The organism is Klebsiella sp. GW_Kp181 (assembly GCF_040062315.1).
Taxonomy (GTDB): domain Bacteria; phylum Pseudomonadota; class Gammaproteobacteria; order Enterobacterales; family Enterobacteriaceae; genus Klebsiella; species Klebsiella oxytoca.
Genome location: NZ_JBEAFR010000069.1, coordinates 26,644 through 48,600 on the forward strand (window position 1 = coordinate 26,644; position 21,957 = coordinate 48,600).

Here is a 21,957-nt window from a genome sequence, read left to right on the forward strand (position 1 = left end):
GGTTCCGCCAGCCGCTTTTTGTCAGCTGTATTGCGCTTCGCCAAACAGGCCACTCAGAAAACGCTCAAGCGCCATGCGCGAACTGAACCCGTGTGGAATACCATAATGCTGCTGAGCGTCTCCCGCTAAATACAGCGGAAACTGCTCGTAATGATCGCAGGTTTTGATATCCGACGCGGGCTCCGCAAGCGTAGTGCTGCGTTCTTTTAAAGCCGGATGAATAATTAACGCGGTACGCCCCATACGAGCTTCACGGTTCACGTAAACATAATTATCGCCACGGCGATAGCCATAGGCTTTTTGCGTCACAACATCCATGGTGAAGCCGGCTTTTTCAAGAACTCGCGCCACCTCATCGGGTCTTAAATACATACTAATTCCTCATTATCTTTTACCGCACGTTAACCTTACCTTATTCATTAAAGCCAACGCTTTCGGAATATTCCATAAAGGGCGATTTACAGCATAAAGCAAAATCTTGTCCTACACTTATAGACTCAATGGAATAAAGGGAGAAACCAATGGCCAACCGAGCAAACCGCAACAACGTAGAAGAGAGCGCTGAAGATATCCATAACGATGTCAGCCAATTAGCGGATACGCTGGAAGAGGTGCTGAAATCATGGGGCAGCGACGCCAAAGACGAAGCGGATGCCGCGCGTAAAAAAGCGCAGGCGCTGCTGAAAGAGACCCGCGCGCGCCTTAACGGCAACAACCGCGTACAGCAGGCGGCATGCGACGCCATGGGCTGCGCTGACAGCTACGTGCGCGACAAACCGTGGCAAAGCGTTGGCGCTGCAGCAGCCGTTGGGGTATTTATTGGCGTATTGTTGAATTTACGTCGATAATAAAACTGCCAGACCAATGAAGATAACAAATACGCGTCCCCCCCTGCCTACTCCGGTATGCAGGGGTTTTTATTTGTCCTGAGAAGCGAGAGCCCGAGTCAGCTTTCGTACCACCTCGCCCGCCATCTCCGCTGAGGTTAAATTGGTGAAGCTCATCAGCAGCGCCCCTTCTCCCCGGCTATCCATTCGCCAGTCGCTTAACGCCTGGATGGCCAGACCGGCCTGTCTGCCGCGCAGGGCCAGTTGACGATCGTCGCCGCTTACCCTGACGACCATCTGAATGCCGCCCGCTTGCGGAACCACCGCGATACCGTGCTCCCGCAGCGCCGATTCAAGCCACTGACGACGCTGAGCATAGCTGGCGCGCATTTTCTTCAGATGGCGCCAGAAATGGCCTTCGCGGATAAAATCAGCCAGCGTCTGCTGCCACAACGTCGGCACGCTACAGCTCATCAGCGCCGCCTGTTGGCGAAACTGCGCCACCAGCGGTTCCGGCACCACCAGCCACGCTGCGCGTAATGCCGGAAAAAACGTTTTACTGAACGCACCGGCGTAGATGACGCGCTGCGGGGCGTCGAGGCTTTTTAGCGGCGGCAGCGGCTTGCCGCGATAGCGGAATTCGCTATCGTAATCATCTTCGATAATCCACGCGTTATTCTGCGCCGCCCATAGCAGTAGCTGTCTGCGCCGGGTCAATGAGAGCGCAACGCCGAGCGGGCTTTGATGAGCCGGCGTCAGCAGCGCAAAATTCGCGTTTGGGTAATGCCGCTGCGCCCAGCCAATATCCATTCCGTCTTCGTCAACCGGAACCGGGCAGATCGCCACCCCTTCGCCGCTCACGATCGGCCGGATAAGCGGAAATCCCGGATCCTCCATCCACATTTGCTGGCCCGGCCGGGACAGGGTTCGCAGAATGAGGCTCATCGACGCCGCGTAGCTACCCGTCACCAGCACCTGCTCAGGACGACACTCTATACTGCGCGACAGGCGCAAATAATCGACGATCGCCTGCCGAAGCGTCGGGTCCCCGCAGGGATCGCCGGGCGCGAGATCGAAACGCGTTTGCGTACGCAGCCGGCGCCCCATGATCCGCGTCCACAGACCGCGTGGAAACAGATCCAGCGCGGGCAGCCCAAGCTGAAGCGGCAGCGGCGCCGTCGGTTCATCGCCGGTAACAGAGCGTTCAGGCACGCTTTGCTGTGGGCTGAGGCGATCGCTGACAAAGGTTCCCGCCTGCCCGCGCCGCTCCAGCCAGCCCTGCGCTACCAGCTCTCCCCAGGCGTTTTCAATCGTTGCTCGCGATACGCCAAGCTCCTGAGCATAGACCCGACTCGCCGGCAGCCTGCTGCCCGGCGCCAGCTCGCCGCGCTCAATTGCCTGCTTGAGCTGTCGGGCGATACGCTGGTAATGCGGGATTTTTTTGGCATCCATCATGGTCTGCTTTTTTCATCACAATATGGCTATCTTATGCAGTCCATTATAGTGCTATTTTCCTCGCGTCTTAATGAGGAGAGTAAAATGAACACACTACGTCAGCCGTACAATGAACTGAGCCCGGAAGTCTATAACGCTCTGGTTAAGGCCAAGATTACGCTGGAAAAAAGCGAGCTGGACGGCGCGCTGATAGAACTGGTGTATTTGCGGGTATCGCAAATCAACGGCTGCGCCTTCTGCCTGGAGATGCACAGCAAAGCCCTGCGTCAATCCGGCGTGGCGCAAAACAAACTGGACGCCCTGGCAGGCTGGCGGGTGAGCGCCCATTTCAGCGATGCGGAACGCGCGGCGCTGGCGTGGGCTGAATCGGTCACCCATATCGCCGAAAGCCATGCGGAAGACGCTGTTTATCTACCGCTCCTCGATCATTTTAACGCCCGGCAGATTAGCGATCTGACTTTCGCCATCAGCCTGATGAACGCCTTTAACCGCCTGGCGGTAAGCATGCGTCTGTAATTTTTCGGTAAGAAATCCCGTCCCCCGGCGGATCTTTCCTCGGGGGCCAGTCTTTACAAAAACCATATATATTGAGTTGTTGAACTTTTAAATAACTACATCTAGTATTTCCTTCAACGATAACCCATAGCACGCGGCGCCAGTTTTTGCGTCGTGCTGTTATCTTAAATGGAAATACGAATCATGCGCATTACTATTTACACTAAAAATGACTGCGTGCAATGCCATGCCACGAAACGGGCCATGGAAACCCGCGGGTTTGAGTTCGACATGGTCAATATTGACCATCATCCTGAAGCCGTCGATATGCTGCGCGAGCAAGGCTTCCGCCAGCTACCGGTGGTGATTGCCGGGGAGACCCGCTGGTCCGGCTTCCGTCCCGATATGATTAACCGCCTGCGTCCAACAGCCTCAGCGGCCAGCCTATGAGCCTGATCGTCTACTTCTCCAGCAGTTCCGAAAACACGCATCGGTTCGTCCAGCGTCTGGGGCTGCCCGCCGTGCGTATACCGCTTAACGAACGCGAGCGCATTCAGGTAGACGAACCCTACATTCTTATCGTCCCCAGCTATGGCGGCGGCGGCACGGCGGGCGCAGTCCCCCGTCAGGCGATCCGTTTTCTCAACGATCCGCATAACCGCCAGCGCATTCGCGGCGTCATCGCTGCGGGCAACCGCAATTTCGGCGAGGCCTACGGTCGGGCGGGTGACGTCATCAAGCAGAAATGCGGCGTACCGTACCTCTATCGCTTTGAGCTGATGGGCACCCCGCAAGATGTCGACAACGTGCGTAAAGGAGTAAGCGAATTTTGGCAACGACAACCGCAGAACGTATAACCACCGAGGCGCCGGATTTCCATGCCCTCAACGCGATGCTGAATCTCTACGACAGCAATGGTCGCATCCCGTTTGACAAAGATCGCCAGGCGGTGGCGGCGTTTATGGCCAACCACGTTGAGCCGAATACCGTGCCCTTCGCCAGTCTGGACGACAAGCTGACGTGGCTGGTCGCCGAAGGCTATTACGATGCCAGGGTTCTGGCGCGCTACGATCGTCAGTTTATTCTTGAGCTGTTTACCTATGCGCAAAACGGCGGTTTTCGCTTCCAGACCTTTCTCGGCGCATGGAAGTTTTATACCAGTTACGCGCTGAAAACCTTTGATGGTAAGCGCTACCTTGAAGGCTTTGCCGACCGCACCTGCATGGTGGCCCTGAGCCTGGCGCAGGGTAACGAGTCGCTGGCCCACCAGCTAACCGATGAGATCCTCTCCGGGCGTTTCCAGCCCGCTACGCCGACGTTCCTCAACGCCGGTAAACAGCAGCGCGGCGAATTGGTCTCCTGCTTCCTGCTGCGTATCGAAGATAATATGGAATCGATTGGCCGGGCGGTGAATTCGGCGCTACAGCTATCGAAACGCGGTGGCGGCGTGGCGTTTCTGCTCTCTAATCTTCGCGAAGCCGGGGCGCCGATCAAGCGTATCGAAAATCAGTCCTCCGGCGTCGTACCGGTGATGAAAATGCTCGAAGATGCCTTCTCCTATGCCAACCAGCTCGGCGCGCGTCAGGGGGCCGGCGCGGTCTATCTGCATGCCCATCATCCCGATATCCTGCGTTTCCTCGATACCAAACGCGAGAATGCCGATGAAAAAATCCGCATAAAAACGCTCTCGCTCGGGGTCGTCATTCCGGATATTACCTTTCAGCTAGCGAAGGAAGACGCGCAGATGGCGCTGTTCTCACCCTACGACGTCGAACGTCTGTACGGTAAACCGTTCGGCGATATCGCGGTAAGCGAAATGTATGCGCAACTGGTGGCCGACGAGCGGGTATGCAAGCGCTGGATCCGCGCCCGCGATCTGTTCCAGCGGCTGGCGGAAATTCAATTTGAATCCGGCTACCCGTACATCATGTTTGAAGACACGGTTAACCGCGCGAACCCAATTGCCGGGCGCATCAATATGAGCAACCTGTGTTCGGAGATCCTGCAGGTCAACGCGCCTTCCACCTTTGATGAAAACCTGGATTACGCCAGCATCGGCCAGGATATCTCCTGCAACCTCGGCTCGCTGAATATCGCCCACACCATGGACTCTCCCGACTTTGCCCGCACGGTCGAAGTTGCCGTGCGCGGTCTGACGGCGGTGTCCGATATGAGCGATATCCGTTCGGTGCCGTCGGTCGCGGCGGGCAATGCCGCTTCACACGCCATCGGCCTCGGACAGATGAATCTGCACGGCTATCTGGCGCGCGAGGGCATCGCCTACGGTAGCGAGGAAGGGCTGGATTTCACCAATTTCTATTTCTATACCATTACCTGGCACGCGCTGCGCACTTCAATGCTGATAGCACGTGAAAGAGGGACCCGTTTTGCCGGATTCGAGCAGTCGCGGTACGCCAGCGGCGACTATTTCCGGCCCTACCTGGAAGGCGACTGGCAGCCGAAAACGGCAAAAGTCCGCGCGCTGTTTGCCCGCTCCGCGATTACCCTGCCCGACCGCGATATGTGGCGGCAGCTGCGCGATGACGTGATGCGCTACGGCATCTATAACCGCAACCTACAGGCGGTGCCGCCCACCGGGTCTATTTCGTACATCAACCACGCGACCTCCAGCATCCATCCGATCGTGTCGAAGATAGAGATCCGCAAGGAGGGGAAAACCGGACGCGTCTATTATCCGGCGCCGTTTATGACCAACGACAACCTGGCGCTGTATCAGGATGCTTACGAAATCGGCCCGCAGAAGATCATCGACACCTACGCCGAGGCGACGCGTCATGTCGATCAGGGGCTGTCGCTGACTCTGTTCTTCCCCGATACCGCGACCACGCGCGATATCAATAAAGCGCAAATTTACGCGTGGAAGAAAGGCATCAAAACGCTCTATTACATCCGTCTGCGCCAGCTGGCGCTGGAAGGTACCGAAATCGAAGGCTGCGTGTCCTGCGCGCTGTAAGGAGAACAGGATGACCCATTTATCGCGCGTCAGCGCCATCAACTGGAACAAAATTGAAGACGATAAGGATCTGGAGGTCTGGAATCGGCTGACCAGCAACTTCTGGCTACCGGAGAAGGTGCCGCTGTCTAACGATATCCCCGCCTGGCAAACGCTTTCCCCGGCGGAGCAGCAGCTGACAATCCGCGTCTTCACCGGCCTGACGCTGCTTGATACCATCCAGAATACCGTTGGCGCCCCGGCGCTGATGGCCGACGCTCTCACCCCGCACGAGGAGGCGGTACTGTCGAACGTCAGCTTTATGGAGGCGGTACACGCTCGCTCCTACAGCTCCATTTTCTCTACTCTCTGCCAGACTAAAGACGTCGATGCCGCTTACGCCTGGAGCGAACAAAACGCGCCGCTGCAGCGTAAAGCGCAGCTGATGCTGGAGTACTACCAGGCTGATGAACCGCTGAAGAAAAAAATCGCCAGCGTTTTTCTCGAATCATTCCTTTTCTATTCCGGCTTCTGGCTGCCGATGTACTTCTCCAGCCGGGGGAAGATGACCAACACCGCCGATCTGATTCGCCTGATCATCCGCGATGAAGCGGTACACGGTTATTACATTGGCTACAAATTCCAGAAAGGGCTGGAAATAGTCAGCGCCGAGAAGCGTGAAGAGATGAAAAACTTCGCCCTCGATCTGCTGATGGATCTGTATGACAACGAGCTGGCCTATACCCGCGAGCTGTATGGCGATAGCGGCTGGGTTGAAGAGGTTAACGCCTTCCTGTGCTATAACGCCAACAAGGCGCTGATGAATCTCGGCTACGAGGCGCTGTTCCCGGCGGAAATGGCTGCCGTCAACCCGGCGATCCTCGCTGCGCTTTCGCCGAATGCCGACGAAAACCACGACTTCTTCTCCGGCTCGGGTTCGTCGTATGTCATGGGAAAAGCGGAAGAAACCGTCGATAGCGATTGGGACTTTTAGCCTTACTTTCACCAGGAATATATCTGCATATTTCCTGGTGATTTATTTCACATTATTCATTTTCATCCCACTCAATATCTTTCGGTCATCACTGCGTCATATTCAACAGAATGCCATCGATTTCCGCCCGAATTAAGCTAACATAACTAAAAAATATCAACCATGAGCAATTCCCGCTCAGCCCTTATATCACGGGGGATGTACCGGAATTGTCCCTTGTGCATTCCCGCAGTAATTCGCCATAAAGGGTTGTCACAGATTCTCAGTATGTTAGGGTGTAAAAAAGCAATTATCACCACCGGGTACCATATCGATATTAATAAATAACAGGAAACGCTCTATTGCATGGCAATTAAATTAGAAATCAAGAATCTCTATAAGATATTTGGCGAGCACCCGCAGCGGGCTTTCAAATATATCGAAAAAGGACTATCGAAAGAACAAATACTGGAAAAGACGGGGTTGTCGCTTGGCGTAAAGAACGCCAGTCTGACCATTGAAGAAGGCGAGATATTCGTCATCATGGGGCTCTCCGGATCGGGGAAATCGACCATGGTTCGCCTTCTCAATCGCCTGATTGAACCCACCCGCGGCCAGGTTCTGATCGACGGTGTCGATATCGCTAAAATCTCTGAGGCCGAGCTTCGCGAAGTGCGCAGGAAAAAGATTGCAATGGTTTTTCAATCATTTGCCCTTATGCCGCACATGACCGTACTGGATAATGCCGCTTTCGGCATGGAGCTGGCCGGCGTGCCGACTCAGGAACGCCAGGAGAAAGCGCTGGAGGCGCTGCGTCAGGTAGGTCTGGAAAACTACGCTCACGCCTGGCCGGACGAGCTCTCCGGCGGCATGCGTCAGCGCGTTGGTCTCGCCCGCGCGCTGGCGATCAACCCCGATATTCTGTTAATGGATGAAGCCTTCTCGGCGCTCGATCCCTTAATTCGTACGGAAATGCAGGATGAGCTAACTAAATTACAGGCCAGACATCAGCGCACCGTGGTATTTATTTCCCACGACCTTGATGAAGCCATGCGAATTGGCGATCGCATTGCCATTATGCAAAATGGTGAAGTGGTTCAGGTCGGTACGCCGGATGAAATACTCAATAATCCTGCCAATGATTATGTTCGAACCTTCTTCCGCGGCGTCGATATTAGCCAGGTATTCAGTGCCAAAGATATTGCCCGCCGTAGTCCGGTTGGACTGATTCGTAAAACGCCAGGTTTCGGCCCGCGTTCCGCGCTGAAATTACTGCAGGATGAAGACCGCGAATATGGCTACGTCATTGAACGCGGGAATAAGTTTGTTGGCATTGTTTCCATCGATTCCCTGAAAGCCGCGCTGAGCGAGGGTCAGGGAATTGATGCGGCGTTAATCGACTCCCCACAGGCGGTGGATGCGCAAACGCCGCTCAGCGAGCTGCTCTCTCACGTCGGCCATGCACCGTGCGCGGTGCCGGTTGTCGATGAAGGGCACCAGTACATCGGCATCATTTCAAAACGCATGCTGCTGCAGGCTTTAGATCGCGAGGGGGCAAACAATGGCTGATCAATCTAACCCGTGGGACACCGCACCGGCGGCGGATAGCGCCGCGCAATCCGCCGATGCGTGGGGCACTTCTACGCCAGCACCGGCCGATGGCGGCGGTGCCGACTGGCTAAGCAGCGCGCCTGCGCCGCAGCAGGAACACTTCAATATAATGGACCCGTTCCATAAAACGCTGATTCCGCTCGATAGCTGGGTCACGCACGGCATCGACTGGGTAGTGATGCATTTCCGTCCGATTTTCCAGGGGATCCGCGTACCGGTGGATTACATCCTGAGCGCCTTCCAGCAGCTGCTGCTGGGCATGCCGGCGCCGGTGGCGATTATTATTTTCTCGCTGATTGCCTGGCAGATTTCCAGCATCGGCATGGGCGCGGCGACGCTGATTTCGCTGATCGCCATCGGCGCTATCGGCGCCTGGTCGCAGGCGATGGTAACCCTGGCGCTGGTGCTGACCGCGCTGCTGTTTTGTATGCTGATCGGCCTGCCGCTTGGGATATGGCTGGCGCGGAGCCCGCGGGCGGCGAAGATTATCCGTCCGCTGTTGGATGCGATGCAAACCACCCCGGCGTTCGTTTATCTCGTGCCCATCGTCATGCTGTTCGGTATCGGTAACGTTCCGGGCGTGGTAGTGACCATTATCTTCGCCCTGCCGCCGATTGTTCGTCTGACTATTCTGGGGATTAACCAGGTGCCGGCGGATCTGATTGAAGCTTCGCGCTCCTTCGGCGCCAGCCCGCGTCAGATGCTGTTTAAAGTTCAGCTGCCGCTGGCCATGCCGACCATTATGGCCGGGGTTAACCAGACGCTAATGCTGGCCCTGTCGATGGTGGTGATTGCCTCAATGATTGCCGTTGGCGGTCTCGGCCAGATGGTACTACGCGGCATCGGTCGCCTTGATATGGGTCTGGCCACCGTTGGCGGCGTCGGGATTGTTATCCTCGCCATTATTCTTGACCGTCTGACTCAGGCCGTAGGACGGGACTCGCGCAGCCGCGGCAACCGCCGCTGGTACGCAACCGGCCCTCTGGGGCTGATTACTCGCCCTTTCTGTAAATAAGAGCACATCCCCCCGCTGCCGGGGGGATGGACTTCCCTTCTGACAAATAAAGGAACAACGATGCGACATACAGCGATCCTTGCCACAGCGTTTACCGCCCTCATTTCCACCACCGCCTTCGCGGCGGATCTGCCTGGTAAAGGCATTACCGTAAAACCAGCACAGAGCACAATTTCGGAAGAGACCTTCCAGACCCTGCTGGTCAGCCGCGCGCTGGAAAAGCTCGGCTATACCGTCGATAAGCCGAGCGAAGTTGACTATAACGTCGCCTACACCTCGATCGCCGCAGGTGATACCACCTACATCGCCACCAACTGGCAGCCGCTGCATGACGATATGTACGCTGCCGCCGGCGGTGATCAAAAATTCTACCGCGAAGGCGTGTTTGTGAATGGGGCGGCGCAGGGCTACCTGATTGATAAGAAAACGGCCGAGCAGTACCACATCAAATCTATCGACCAGCTAAAAGATCCGAAAATCGCCAAACTTTTTGACACCAACGGCGACGGCAAAGCCGATCTGACCGGCTGTACGCCAGGCTGGGGCTGTGAAGCGGTCATCAACCATCAGCTTGATGCCTACGGCCTGAGCAATACGGTAGTGCACAATCAAGGCAACTATGCGGCGATGATGGCCGATACCATCGCCCGCTATAAGGAGGGCAAACCGGTGATCTACTACACCTGGACGCCTTACTGGGTCAGCGACGTGCTGAAGCCGGGTAAAGATGTCGTCTGGCTGCAGGTGCCGTTCTCTTCCCTGCCGGGCGAACAGAAAGATATTGATACCAAACTGCCAAACGGCATGAACTATGGCTTCCCGGTGAACACAATGCATATTGTCGCCAACAAAGCCTGGGCCGAGAAAAACCCGGCGGCGGCGAAACTGTTCAGCATCATGAAGCTGCCGATTGCCGATATCAACGCCGAAAATGCCATGATGCACGCGGGACATGGTTCTGAGGCAGATATCCAGGGCCACGTCGATGGCTGGATCAAAGCCCACCAGCAGCAGTTTGACGGCTGGGTGGAAGAAGCGCTGGCCGCGCAGAAATAGTCTCCCAATCTATAGCCAATTCCCGGAGGCGATACTACACATCTGTCCGGGCTACAAAACCCGTAGCCCGGGCAAGGCGCTTTGCGCCGCCCCCGGGGAAGTCGGCCTCCTGCACAACACGACATCTCCTGTTCTAAATGATGGATTGATATGCAAATAAACTGCATAACTTTAGCCATCAACGTTTTCGTTACTGTTAAGCCGCGCCGCTCTCTGCTAAGGTAAATCCACCTGATTAATCATGTGATTTTCACGTGAGTTATTAATAAGCAACTCCTATGGAAAACCCTGACGCATTGATGCACACTCCCCCCGCTGACGAGGCGACGCTGGCTGAAGGCATTAAGGACAGCCTGCCGATCGTCATCAGCTATATTCCCGTCGCCTTCGCCTTCGGTCTCAACGCCACTAAGCTTGGCTTTACTCCGCTGGAAAGCCTGTTCTTCTCCTGCATTATTTACGCCGGCGCCAGCCAGTTCGTGATCACCGCCATGCTGGCCGCAGGAAGCTCGCTATGGGTCGCCGCGCTCACCGTCATGGCGATGGACGTTCGCCATGTGCTGTACGGCCCGTCCCTGCGCAGCCGCATTCAGCGCGCGATGAGCAAGAAAAAAACCGCGCTCTGGGCATTCGGCCTGACCGATGAAGTTTTTGCCGCTGCCACCGCTAAGCTGGTCCGCGACAATCGACGCTGGAGCGATAACTGGATGATCGGCATCGCTTTTATGTCCTGGGCTTCATGGGTCTTCGGCACGCTGATCGGCGCTTATTCGGGCAGCGGCCTGCTGACTAACTTTCCGGCAGTGGAAGCGGCGCTGGGCTTTATGCTGCCGGCGCTGTTTATGAGCTTTTTACTCGCCTCATTCCAGCGCAAGCAGTCGCTGAGCGTTACCGCCGCGCTGGCAGGCGCGCTGGCTGGCATGATTCTGTTTTCCATACCCGCGGCGATCCTTGCCGGGATTGTCTGCGGCTGCCTGACCGCTCTGGTGCAGGCCAGCATTCAGGGGATGCCCGATGAACAGTGATGTCTTCATTCTCGGCGTCGTGGTCGGCTGCGTGAACTATCTCTTTCGCTATCTGCCGCTGCGCCTGCGCGCCGGAAACGTGCGTCCGACTCGCCGCGGCCCGGTCAGCGTCCTGCTCGATACCATCGGCATCGCCTCCATTTGCGCGCTGCTGGTTGTCTCCAGCGTGCCGGAAATCCTCCATGACGCCCGCCGCCTGCTGCCCACATTAGCAGGCTTCGCCGCGTTGGGCCTGGCGTTTTGGAAAACACGCAGCATAATTACGCCTACGCTTTTGAGCGCGCTAACCTACGGTGTTGTCTGGAAAATCAGCGTATGGCTATAAGCTTAAAGTATAAGTTTTTGTCAATAATTGATTTGATTTATTTGTCACAATAGTTATTATATCGGCTGTAATTAATGAGGTCATAACCAAAATGGATAGTTCGTTTACTCCCATTGAGCAAATGCTCAAGTTCCGCGCCAGCCGTCACGAAGACTTCCCTTTTCAGGAAATTCTGCTTACTCGTCTTTGCATGCATATGCAGGGAAAACTGCTGGAAAACCGTAACAAGATGCTGAAAGCGCAAGGGATTAACGAGACATTGTTTATGGCGCTGATCACGCTTGAGTCTCAGGAAAACCACAGCATTCAGCCTTCCGAGCTGAGCTGCGCGCTGGGCTCTTCGCGAACCAACGCCACGCGCATTGCCGACGAGCTGGAAAAACGCGGCTGGATCGAGCGCCGCGAAAGCGATAACGATCGTCGCTGCCTGCATCTACAGCTTACCGAAAAAGGGCATCAGTTCCTGCGCGAAGTCTTACCGCCGCAGCACAACTGCCTGCATCAGCTCTGGTCCTCTTTAAGCACCAGCGAAAAGGATCAGCTTGAGCACATCACCCGTAAGCTGCTTGGTCGCCTTGACCAAATGGAAGAGGATGGCGTGCTTGCGGAGTCTCTGCGCTAAGCGCGGAACCAACCGCTCACCAATTTTTCTGGATTGACAAGGAAAACGGACAGGCCAGCAGATCTTTCTGCTGGCCTTTCTGATAAACAGGTCGGCTCAGCCGATGTGAAATAATAAGATCGTGGAGAATAACATGAGCGCAAATGCGGAGAGCCAAACCCCGCAGCAACCGGGCAGCAAAAAAGGGAAGCGTAAAGGCGCCCTCCTGCTGCTGACCTTGCTCTTTATTATTGTTGCCGTGGCATACGGGATTTATTGGTTTTTGGTACTGCGTCACTACGAAGAGACCGACGACGCGTACGTGGCAGGGAATCAGGTACAGATTATGGCCCAGGTGTCCGGCAGCGTGACGAAAGTCTGGGCCGACAACACCGACTACGTGCAAAAAGGCGATCCGCTGGTCACCCTCGACCAGACCGACGCCCAGCAGGCATTTGAAAAAGCGCAAACCCAGCTGGCCGCCAGCGTACGTCAAACGCGCCAGCAGATGATCAACAGCAAGCAGCTGCAGGCCAGCATCGAAGTGAAAAAAACCGCGCTTTCCCAGGCGCAAACCGACCTTAACCGTCGTATTCCGCTGGGCGCGGCCAACCTGATTGGCCGCGAAGAGCTGCAGCATGCGCGCGACACGGTTGCCAGCGCGCAGGCCGAACTGGACGTGGCGATTCAGCAATACAACGCCAACCAGGCGATCGTTCTGGGCACGAAGCTGGAACAACAGCCTGCGGTCCTGCAAGCGGCCACCGAAGTGCGTAACGCCTGGCTGGCCCTGCAGCGGACGAAGATCGTCAGCCCAATTAGCGGCTACGTTTCTCGCCGTTCCGTTCAGCCCGGCGCGCAAATCACCACCACTACCCCGCTGATGGCCGTCGTTCCGGCGACCAACCTGTGGATTGACGCCAACTTCAAAGAAACGCAGCTGGCGCACATGCGTATTGGTCAGCCTGCCACCGTGATCAGCGACATTTATGGTGATGATGTGAAATACACCGGTAAAGTCGTCGGTCTCGATATGGGGACCGGGAGCGCCTTCTCGCTGCTGCCTGCGCAGAACGCTACCGGCAACTGGATCAAAGTGGTTCAGCGCCTGCCGGTACGTATCGAGCTGGATGAAAAACAGCTGGCAGAGCACCCGCTGCGCATCGGCCTTTCGACGCTGGTTGAAGTGAACACCACCGACCGCGGCGGCGAGATGCTGGCAAGCCAGGTACGTAGCGCTCCGGTTTACGAAAGCAATGCCCGTGAAATCGGCCTTGAGCCGGTCAATAAGCTGATAAACGACATCATCCAGGCCAACGCCGGATAATTCGGGGTGAGCGTAATGCAACAGCAAAAACCGCTGGAAGGCGCGCAGCTGGTCATTATGACCATTGCGCTGTCGCTCGCGACCTTTATGCAGGTGCTGGACTCCACCATCGCCAACGTGGCCATCCCCACCATCGCCGGTAACCTTGGCTCATCGTTGAGCCAGGGGACCTGGGTTATCACCTCGTTTGGGGTGGCGAACGCTATCTCCATTCCGATTACCGGCTGGCTGGCAAAGCGCGTTGGCGAAGTGAAGCTATTCCTCTGGTCGACGGTGGCGTTCGCTATCGCCTCCTGGGCCTGCGGCGTCTCCAACAGCCTGACGATGCTGATTTTCTTCCGCGTGATACAGGGGATCGTCGCCGGTCCGCTGATTCCGCTGTCGCAAAGTCTGCTGCTCAGCAACTACCCGCCCGCCAAGCGGTCAATCGCGCTGGCGCTGTGGTCAATGACGGTGATCGTCGCGCCGATTTGCGGCCCGATTCTCGGCGGCTATATCAGCGACAACTACCACTGGGGCTGGATCTTCTTCATCAACGTGCCGATTGGCATCGCCGTGGTGGTGATGACGCTGCAAACGCTGCGCAACCGGGAAACCCGCACCGAACAGCGGCGGATCGACGGCGTGGGCCTGGCGCTGCTGATTATCGGTATCGGTAGCCTGCAGGTAATGCTCGACCGGGGTAAAGAGCTGGACTGGTTCGCCTCCAACGAGATCATCATCCTGACGATTGTCGCGGTGGTGGCGATAAGTTTCCTGATCGTCTGGGAGCTAACCGACGACAACCCCATCGTCGATCTGTCGCTCTTCAAGTCGCGAAACTTTACCATCGGCTGCCTGTGCATCAGCCTCGCCTATATGCTCTACTTCGGCGCTATCGTGCTGTTGCCGCAGCTATTGCAGGAGGTATACGGCTATACCGCGACCTGGGCCGGTCTGGCTTCGGCGCCGGTCGGGGTGATCCCGGTTATCCTGTCGCCGATTATCGGCCGCTTTGCGCATAAGCTGGATATGCGTCGGCTGGTCACCTTTAGCTTTATCATGTACGCGGTCTGTTTCTACTGGCGCGCATGGACCTTCGAACCGGGAATGGACTTTGGCGCCTCGGCGTGGCCGCAGTTTATCCAGGGCTTCGCGGTGGCCTGCTTCTTTATGCCGTTGACCACCATCACCCTGTCCGGCCTGCCGCCGGAAAGGCTGGCGGCGGCGTCGAGCCTGTCGAACTTCACGCGTACGCTGGCGGGGTCTATCGGCACCTCGATTACCACCACCATGTGGACGAACCGCGAGGCGCTGCACCATGCGCAGCTTACCGAGTCGGTGACGCCATACAATCCCAACGCCCAGCAGATGTACGACCAGCTACAGGGATTAGGAATGACGCAACAGCAGGCATCCGGCTGGATAGCGCAGCAGATTACCAACCAGGGGCTGATTATCTCCGCCAACGAAATTTTCTGGTTCTCGGCGGCGGTGTTTATCCTTCTGCTCGGGCTGGTATGGTTTGCCAGACCGCCGTTTAGCGCCGGGGGCGGCGGCGGCGGCGCGCATTAAGATTTACCCTGAAGGGATCTGCGGATCCCTTTTTTATTGCCCAAAACGCAGATTGTCCAGTTTGCGCTAGTCGATGTCCGGTTTGCTGGAGATCGCTTTTGCCCACCTCATGCACGATGAAGATCCGCTAAGAAGGAGAAAATCATGCTGACTCAACCCGGTGAAAAATACCGCCCCTATCCGCCGATCGCCCTGCCTGACCGCCGCTGGCCAGAGCAGCAAATAACCCGCGCCCCTCGCTGGCTCTCTACCGATCTGCGCGACGGCAACCAGGCGCTGGCCGAGCCGATGGATAGCGCGCGCAAGCTGCAGTTCTGGGATTTACTACTGGAGTGTGGTTTTAAAGAGATTGAGGTCGCCTTTCCCTCCGCCTCACAAACCGACTTCAACTTTGTACGTCAACTGATTGAAGAGCAGCGCATTCCGCAGGATGTGACGATTCAGGTACTGACCCAGGCGCGGGAAGATTTGATCCTGCGTACGTTTGCCGCTCTGCGCGATGCCCACTGCGCTACCGTACACCTCTATAACGCCACCGCGCCGCTGTTTCGCGAGCTGGTTTTTGGAATGGACAAAGCGCAGGTGATCGACCTGGCGACCCGCGCGACCCGGCTTATCCGTCAGCAGTGCGAGCAGCATCCGCTGACCCGCTGGCAATACGAGTACTCTCCGGAAACCTTTTGCTTCACCGAGCCGGAATTCGCGCTGGAGATTTGCGAGGCGGTGGCGGAAATCTGGCAGCCCTGCGCCGAACGGCCGATGATTATCAATCTGCCCGCGACGGTAGAGGTGAGCACGCCCAACGTATATGCCGATCAAATTGAGCATTTTTGCCGTCACTTTTCGCGCCGCGCCGATGTGTGCATCAGCGTCCATCCGCATAACGATCGGGGTACCGGCGTTGCCAGCGCGGAGCTGGCGGTGATGGCAGGCGCCGACCGCGTCGAAGGCTGCCTGTTCGGCAACGGCGAGCGCACCGGTAACGTCTGCCTGGTGACGCTGGCGATGAATCTCTACAGCCAGGGCGTCGATCCCCGGCTCAAATTCTCCGGGATGAAGCGGGTGGTCGAAATCGTCGAAAGCTGCAATCAGATCCCGGTTCATCCGCGCCATCCCTGGGCGGGCAGTCTGGCCTACACCGCCTTTTCCGGCTCGCATCAGGATGCCATTAAAAAGGGATTCGATGCCCGCCGGCCCGGCGAACGCTGGGAAATGCCCTACCTGCCTATCGATCCGCAGGATATCGGCTGCAGCTACGAGGCGGTGATCCGCGTTAACAGCCAGTCCGGCAAAAGCGGGAGCGCATGGCTGATTGAACAGAATCATGGCCTCAAGCTTCCGCGTGCGCTGCAGCAGGATTTTAGCCTGCACGTCCAGCACGAAACCGACGCTCACGGGAAAGAGATGACCCAGAATGCGCTATGGCAGCTGTTTCGCGCGCGCTACGGACTGCTCCCCCAGCCGCCGCTTGCGCTGCTGGATTACCAAAGCGATAGCCAGCAGGACGGCCAGCTTTCTCTGCAGGCTACCCTGCGCATCGCCGGTGAAACGCGGCGAATGCAGAGCCGCGGCAACGGCCTGCTGTCCGCTGCCGCCGCCGGGCTGAGCGTCCTGTTAAGGCAAAACTTCGTGATTAAAGATTATCATGAGCACACCCTGGGTGAACGCAGCGACAGCCGTTCAGTGGCCTATATTCGCTGCATCTTCCCGAATGGCGAGAGCCGTTGGGGGGTCGGAATTGATAACGACGTGGCGCGTGCCTCGCTGCAGGCGCTGTGCAACGCGATGAGCGAAAACCATCACTCCGGCGAGCGGAAGTAATCGCTGGGGGTCACGCCTAACACCCGGCGAAACATGGCGCTAAAAGCGCTGTGGCTGCCGTAGCCGAGATCCAGCGCCACCCGCAGTACCGAATGCCCCTGCGCCAGGCGAACCAGCGCTTCCATCAGCTTCGCCCGGCGCACCCACTCGCTCCAGGTGAGCGTGGTCTGCTGCTGAAAATGGCGATTCAGCGTGCGCTCGCTCATGCTGCACTCTTTCGCCGCCGCGGCGCTGCCCCACGGCTCTCCTGGCGCTTCTCGTACCTTCTGGCATAAACGGCGCAGCGCTTCGCTTTGCGGCTCCGGCAGGCCAAACGGCAGCACCGCCATACCGCGAATCTCATCGAGGATCAGTTCGTAGATTCGTTCATCGCGGCTGCCCGGCGCGTAAGATTCCGCCAGCGTCAGCGACGCGACAATCAGTTCACGCAGCAGCGGAGTGATCTGTACTATCTGGCAGGTTGAAGGGAGATCGGCGCGGGCAAGGGGATCGATAAACAGGGTTCGCGCAGCCGCCGCGCCGGTAATCCGTAGCGTATGCGGCGTACCGGCGGGCAGCCAGACGCCTCGCCCCGGCGGTACAACCCAATAACCCTGCGCGGTTTCCACCCGTACTACGCCGCTGAGGATATGTAACAGCTGAGCGCAATCGTGCTGATGCCAGGGTTCGCTATCGCCATGGGCATAATCATGGGCAAAAGGCACCAGTGAACGATGCTGGAAGTTGAGGGTTAAAGTCGTCGACATTGCGGCGTTGATGAATTGCGGCCCGGCAGCGTTCGCCGGGCCGTAGCGAAAGCACTAGATGTGCAGCTCTTGCAGTTTTTCTTTCGGCAGCGCCAGCTCGTCGTTGCTGTTGACGCGGACATCACGCTCAATGATATGGCGAGCGATTTCCTGGGCTTCTTCCAGCGAGTGCATGGTGTAGGTCCCGCACTGGTAAACGTTCAGCTCCGGGATCTGGTTCTGATCTTTCACCTTCAGCACGTCGGCCATCGCCGCTTTCCAGGCATCCGCGACGCGCTGCTCGTCCGGCGTACCGATCAGGCTCATATAGAACCCGGTACGGCAGCCCATCGGAGAGATGTCGATAATTTCCACACCATTGCCGTTCAGGTGATCGCGCATAAAGCCGGCAAACAGGTGCTCAAGGGTGTGAATACCTTTTTCCGGCATCACTTCCTGGTTTGGTACGCAGAATCGCAGATCGAAAACGGTGATTTCATCGCCGTGAGGCGTGTTCATTTTCTTCGCCACGCGCACCGCAGGGGCTTCCATTCGGGTATGGTCGACTGTGAAACTATCTAACAACGGCATTCTTCACCTCCGATAGTGATTTTTTTAAAAATAAAATGAACTCTTTTTGAGGCAGCGAGTCTGAGTATATGAAAGACGCGCATTTATTATCATCATCATCCCTGAATCAGAGATGAAAGTTTGGCCACAGTGATGTGGCCGTTTTCTTTTTTACGGCTCGTAAAACTACGCATGCCTCGCCAGTAGCGCTTCAAACGACTCGCTGTCCGCCGCTTCCACCTTCTTCTGACGCTGTACCGACGCTTCGCGTTCGGCAGCAAAATCCGCTTCGCTTAAAATTTCCAGCGGCTCTTCGCGCAGCAACGTCCGATACCGATCGGCCAGCTCTCTGCCGGTACCGCCAATCCCCTCTTCAAGCATAGAACGCAGAACGCGCGCCGAGAAGGTTAATTCCGGGTTGTCAAAGCAGGCGACCAGCTCATCGCAGGCCTGCTGATAAGCCTGACATCCGTGGATGCTATCCAGCGTTTGCGCCACGCGGCGTAAATCGCGGAACAGATCTTTGCCGACCTGAGCCAGCGGGTACTGGGCGGTTTCGCAGCCAATACCCAACGTCAGGCCCGGCTTGCGGCCTTCCAGAATCACCCGATTCCAGTTAGTGCGCGTGCACAGCAGCTCGTCGCTGCTCATTTCCGGCGCATCGGCCAGCACGCACCAGACCATAAATAGATCGAGGAAACGTACCTGCTGTTCGTCAACGCCAATCGGTGAGAACGGGTTGATATCCAGGGAGCGGACTTCGATATATTCAATGCCGCCGCGCAGCAGCGCGTCGGAAGGCGTTTCACCGCTGCGGGTCACGCGTTTCGGCCGAATCGGCGCGTACAGCTCGTTTTCGATCTGTAGCACGTTGCTGTTAATTTGCAGACGCTTGCCGTCTTTCTCCAGCCCGATATTCTCGTACTCTTCGGATGGCGTTTTAATCGCCCGCTTCAATCCTGCCACATACTCATGCAGATCGTTAAACGTAATTCCGAGATTGCTTTGCGACTTATTGGTATAGCCGAGGTCGCTCAGGCGCAATGAGGTCGCATAAGGCAGGTAGTACATGCCGTTGCCGGCTTTCTCAAACGGCAGCGTGGTCGGCTTCCCTTGCAGGAACGACGAACAAATAGCCGGGGAAGCGCCGAACAGGTACGGGATGACCCACCCAAAACGATAGTAGTTGCGAATAGATCGGAAATAGCCGGCAGAAATGGCCTCTTTCCCGCTTTCAGCATCCTCGACGCCGCACCTGGCCTGCCAGAAAGCCATCGGCAGAGAGAAGTTATAATGCACGCCGGAGATCGTTTGCATAAGCGCGCCGTAGCGATTCTTCAATCCTTCGCGATACAGCGTTTTCAGACGGCCGATATTTGAGCTGCCGTACTGCGCCAGCTCAATATCCTGGCCGGGCGCGATATAGCACGGCATGCTCAGCGGCCACATCCGCTCGTCGCCAATATGGCGCGCGGTATAGCGATGAACATCGCGCATGAAGGTGAGCATATGCTGAATATCGCCATCAACCGGCGTAATAAACTCCAGCAAAGCTTCGGCAAAATCGGTGGTAATCCATTTATGAGTCAGCGCTGAACCCAGTGCTTCCGGATGGCCGGTAGTGGCCAGCGTGCCATCAGCGTTGACGCGCAGCGTTTCGCGCTCCAGACCGCGTTGAATACCCTGCAGCGCCTGCGGATTTTTTTCCAGCCAGGCCAGCGCCTGTGATACGTCCGGGATCAATTTGACCTCCCGCCTGTCGAAATCGTTTGAATTAGCATAATTGTAATGGTTGAACAATCAGTCCAATTAGTGCCACCACGTCATGCCCTGAAGCGTTATCGCCGCAACGACGATATAGCGTAATGCTTTGCCAAGGCATAAAAAAAAGAGCACTGGTCCCCAGGAAATGCGCATCCATCCCGCCAGTAAACACAGCAAATCGCCTATAACAGGCGCCCAGCTTAATAATAGCGTGACCGCGCCGTAACGCCTCAGCCAGCCGGTCGCCTTCTCCTGCCAGCGCGATGTCTTGCGCAGCGGAAACAGGCGCCCCAGAATAACGTTAGTTACCCCTCCAAGGCTATTACCGATTATTGCTATTAAAACCAGTAACCACGGCTGGCTAACCCCCGCCAGCAGCATGGCGATCAACACCACTTCCGAGTTGCCGGGAAGCAGCGTTGCGCTTAGAAAGCTACTGGCAAACAGCGATATCAGCGACAGCGAGTCGCTCACAGCAATCGCACGTCCACGGCATCCATTCCGGCGCGCTTCGCCGCCTGCAGCCCGAAGTCCGCATCTTCAAAGACCACGCACTTCTCCGCCGCAACGCCCATGCGCTCTGCGCAAAGTAGGAAAGTATCAGGTGCGGGTTTATGGTTGGCGACATGATCGGCGGCAACCACCGCCGAGAAGTAGTGACGCAGACCCAGATGAGCCAGCAGCGCTTCAGCAACGGCGCTCTCGCTGCCGGTACCGACTGACATCGGACGACGACCGTGCCACTCTTTGACCACCTCAATAAGCGGTAAAGGACGGACGCTATCAAGCAGCATCGCTTTCACAGCGGCAGTTTTTTCCTGCGCCAGAAGATGAGGATCTAAATCAGCCTGATTTAATTCAATAATGGCCTGAGCAATCCGCCAGGTTGGAGATCCGTTAAGCGCGACCATGGCCTGCATATCGAAACGCATGCCGTAACGTCCCAGAACCTCGTCCCATGCCTTACGATGCGTCGGCTCGGTATCGAGGATCGTGCCATCCATATCAAAAATCAGTCCTGCATAACGTTCGTACATCGTCTTCTCACCAACCGGTTAAGGAGGTGTTACTGTAACGCAAAAGGTCAGGTTTGTCGCTGCCAGCGGTAGATGCAACAAGGGCGCTCTGTGGCGCCCTTGCTAATAACAGTGCAGTCTGCTGCGATTATTTGATTCTTAAATCGTTCTCAACCACGCGAACGCCCTGCACTTTTCTCGTGACTTCGACCGCACGTTTAGCGCTGTCTGCGGATGAGACAAAGCCGCTGAGCTGTACGCGACCTTTAAAGGTCTGGACGCTAATTTCTGAAGACTTTATCTCTTTGTCATTGAAGAGCGCGGTTTTTACTTTAGTCGTAATGACGGTATCGTCAATGTAACCACCGGTACTCTCCTTTGTGGACGAACCGGCACAACCCGCCAGCGATACGGCCACCAGCAGCGTCGCGCAAAACGCGGTTATTGCTTTGAACCATTTCATGGATTTCTCTCCTTGCACTTATCTCACCCAAAATCAGATCGATATACAGGAATAAATTATAGTGGAAAGAGGGAGTTGCCAATGAAAAAAGTGCTGAAGAATAAGGTGAATTATTGCGCTTAAGGGGTTTTGAGGCAAGGAGAGTGGCTGGCGATTATCTCGCAGATCATGAAACAGCAGCGCGGCTGTTATCGCGGAGAATATGGTGCATCCGGGAGGATGACTCACTCGGTTCGCCCTTCGAGCCGTTGCTAAAGCAACGTTATCCTCTCTGGTGCTTGCGGCTAATACCGCCACCTCATCCACACCTTCGTTGCTGAAGATATGGAGAATATGGTGCATCCGGGAGGATTCGAACCTCCGACCGCTCGGTTCGTAGCC

General features: G+C 56.5%; 23 protein-coding genes. 15 read left to right on the forward strand and 8 right to left on the reverse strand.

The annotated features are described in order from the left end of the window. Positions 1-21: 21 nt before the first annotated feature. Positions 22-372: a DUF2002 family protein gene (locus ABLV11_RS18050; protein WP_004104757.1), complete on the reverse strand. Its 351-nt coding sequence runs from the start codon at positions 370-372 to the stop codon at positions 22-24. 149 nt (positions 373-521) lie between these two features. Here ABLV11_RS18050 and ABLV11_RS18055 point away from each other — a divergent pair, with 149 nt between their 5' ends. Continuing rightward, positions 522-848 carry a DUF883 family protein gene (locus ABLV11_RS18055; RefSeq protein ID WP_004104759.1) on the forward strand — a complete coding sequence of 109 codons (327 nt, stop codon included), beginning with the start codon at positions 522-524 and terminating at the stop codon, positions 846-848. A 69-nt stretch (positions 849-917) separates the two neighbouring features. On the opposite strand, the gene ABLV11_RS18060 is transcribed toward ABLV11_RS18055, so the two are convergent. After that, positions 918-2,279: a PLP-dependent aminotransferase family protein gene (locus ABLV11_RS18060; protein WP_004104761.1), complete on the reverse strand. Its 1,362-nt coding sequence runs from the start codon at positions 2,277-2,279 to the stop codon at positions 918-920. 87 nt (positions 2,280-2,366) lie between these two features. On the opposite strand from ABLV11_RS18060, the gene ABLV11_RS18065 reads away from it, so the two are divergent. From ABLV11_RS18065 to leuA, 14 genes are all read left to right on the forward strand, one after another. After that, positions 2,367-2,798 carry a carboxymuconolactone decarboxylase family protein gene (locus ABLV11_RS18065; RefSeq protein WP_004104764.1) on the forward strand — a complete coding sequence of 144 codons (432 nt, stop codon included), beginning with the start codon at positions 2,367-2,369 and terminating at the stop codon, positions 2,796-2,798. Between the two features lie 183 nt (positions 2,799-2,981). After that, positions 2,982-3,227, forward strand: a complete 246-nt coding sequence (nrdH, locus tag ABLV11_RS18070; protein WP_004104766.1) for a glutaredoxin-like protein NrdH — start codon at positions 2,982-2,984, stop codon at positions 3,225-3,227. Further along, complete coding sequence (gene nrdI, locus ABLV11_RS18075; protein WP_016810039.1) at positions 3,224-3,634, forward strand: class Ib ribonucleoside-diphosphate reductase assembly flavoprotein NrdI; 411 nt, start codon at positions 3,224-3,226, stop codon at positions 3,632-3,634. The genes nrdH and nrdI overlap by 4 nt, the downstream gene beginning before the upstream one ends. Beyond that, positions 3,607-5,751: a class 1b ribonucleoside-diphosphate reductase subunit alpha gene (nrdE, locus tag ABLV11_RS18080; protein ID WP_126489450.1), complete on the forward strand. Its 2,145-nt coding sequence runs from the start codon at positions 3,607-3,609 to the stop codon at positions 5,749-5,751. The genes nrdI and nrdE overlap by 28 nt, the downstream gene beginning before the upstream one ends. A 10-nt stretch (positions 5,752-5,761) precedes the next feature. Then, positions 5,762-6,724 (forward strand): class 1b ribonucleoside-diphosphate reductase subunit beta, encoded by a 963-nt coding sequence (nrdF, locus tag ABLV11_RS18085; protein WP_004104773.1) that lies wholly within the window; start codon positions 5,762-5,764, stop codon positions 6,722-6,724. Positions 6,725-7,069: 345 nt separating this feature from the next. Then, positions 7,070-8,272, forward strand: coding sequence for a glycine betaine/L-proline ABC transporter ATP-binding protein ProV (gene proV, locus ABLV11_RS18090; protein WP_004104775.1), 1,203 nt, complete (start codon positions 7,070-7,072; stop codon positions 8,270-8,272). Then, complete coding sequence (gene proW / locus ABLV11_RS18095) at positions 8,265-9,329, forward strand: glycine betaine/L-proline ABC transporter permease ProW (RefSeq protein ID WP_105890643.1); 1,065 nt, start codon at positions 8,265-8,267, stop codon at positions 9,327-9,329. The genes proV and proW overlap by 8 nt, the downstream gene beginning before the upstream one ends. A 60-nt stretch (positions 9,330-9,389) precedes the next feature. Then, entirely contained in the window at positions 9,390-10,385 is a 996-nt protein-coding gene (proX, locus tag ABLV11_RS18100) for a glycine betaine/L-proline ABC transporter substrate-binding protein ProX (protein ID WP_016810036.1), read from the forward strand. 299 nt (positions 10,386-10,684) lie between these two features. Then, entirely contained in the window at positions 10,685-11,410 is a 726-nt protein-coding gene (locus tag ABLV11_RS18105) for an AzlC family ABC transporter permease (protein ID WP_085955735.1), read from the forward strand. Continuing rightward, a complete protein-coding gene (gene ygaH / locus ABLV11_RS18110; protein WP_004104783.1) occupies positions 11,400-11,735 on the forward strand; it encodes an L-valine transporter subunit YgaH in 336 nt (111 codons plus the stop codon). Before ABLV11_RS18105 ends, ygaH begins: the two co-directional genes overlap by 11 nt. 91 nt (positions 11,736-11,826) lie before the next feature. Continuing rightward, positions 11,827-12,357 (forward strand): transcriptional repressor MprA, encoded by a 531-nt coding sequence (mprA, locus tag ABLV11_RS18115; RefSeq protein ID WP_004104785.1) that lies wholly within the window; start codon positions 11,827-11,829, stop codon positions 12,355-12,357. A 133-nt stretch (positions 12,358-12,490) separates the two neighbouring features. After that, complete coding sequence (gene emrA, locus ABLV11_RS18120) at positions 12,491-13,663, forward strand: multidrug efflux MFS transporter periplasmic adaptor subunit EmrA (protein WP_004104787.1); 1,173 nt, start codon at positions 12,491-12,493, stop codon at positions 13,661-13,663. Positions 13,664-13,678: 15 nt separating this feature from the next. After that, positions 13,679-15,217 carry a multidrug efflux MFS transporter permease subunit EmrB gene (emrB, locus tag ABLV11_RS18125; protein ID WP_004104788.1) on the forward strand — a complete coding sequence of 513 codons (1,539 nt, stop codon included), beginning with the start codon at positions 13,679-13,681 and terminating at the stop codon, positions 15,215-15,217. A gap of 144 nt (positions 15,218-15,361) precedes the next feature. Beyond that, complete coding sequence (gene leuA, locus ABLV11_RS18130; RefSeq protein WP_126489451.1) at positions 15,362-17,038, forward strand: 2-isopropylmalate synthase; 1,677 nt, start codon at positions 15,362-15,364, stop codon at positions 17,036-17,038. On the opposite strand, the gene ABLV11_RS18135 is transcribed toward leuA, so the two are convergent. The 6 genes from ABLV11_RS18135 to ABLV11_RS18160 form a co-directional block, all read right to left on the reverse strand. Beyond that, a complete protein-coding gene (locus tag ABLV11_RS18135) occupies positions 17,017-17,784 on the reverse strand; it encodes a helix-turn-helix transcriptional regulator (protein ID WP_126489452.1) in 768 nt (255 codons plus the stop codon). The genes leuA and ABLV11_RS18135 overlap by 22 nt on opposite strands. Before the next feature lie 54 nt (positions 17,785-17,838). Then, positions 17,839-18,354 (reverse strand): S-ribosylhomocysteine lyase, encoded by a 516-nt coding sequence (gene luxS / locus ABLV11_RS18140; RefSeq protein WP_126489453.1) that lies wholly within the window; start codon positions 18,352-18,354, stop codon positions 17,839-17,841. 165 nt (positions 18,355-18,519) lie between these two features. Then, on the reverse strand, positions 18,520-20,076 hold the full coding sequence (gene gshA, locus ABLV11_RS18145) for a glutamate--cysteine ligase (RefSeq protein ID WP_016809453.1): 1,557 nt from the start codon (positions 20,074-20,076) through the stop codon (positions 18,520-18,522). Positions 20,077-20,142: 66 nt separating this feature from the next. Beyond that, the gene (locus ABLV11_RS18150; RefSeq protein WP_004104799.1) at positions 20,143-20,571 is read right to left on the reverse strand and encodes a YqaA family protein; all 429 of its coding nucleotides are present in this window, start codon (positions 20,569-20,571) and stop codon (positions 20,143-20,145) included. Continuing rightward, the gene (gene yqaB / locus ABLV11_RS18155; RefSeq protein WP_004104801.1) at positions 20,568-21,134 is read right to left on the reverse strand and encodes a fructose-1-phosphate/6-phosphogluconate phosphatase; all 567 of its coding nucleotides are present in this window, start codon (positions 21,132-21,134) and stop codon (positions 20,568-20,570) included. The genes ABLV11_RS18150 and yqaB overlap by 4 nt, the downstream gene beginning before the upstream one ends. Positions 21,135-21,261: 127 nt before the next feature. Then, the gene (locus ABLV11_RS18160; RefSeq protein WP_004104803.1) at positions 21,262-21,576 is read right to left on the reverse strand and encodes a BON domain-containing protein; all 315 of its coding nucleotides are present in this window, start codon (positions 21,574-21,576) and stop codon (positions 21,262-21,264) included. Between the last annotated feature and the right edge of the window lie 381 nt (positions 21,577-21,957).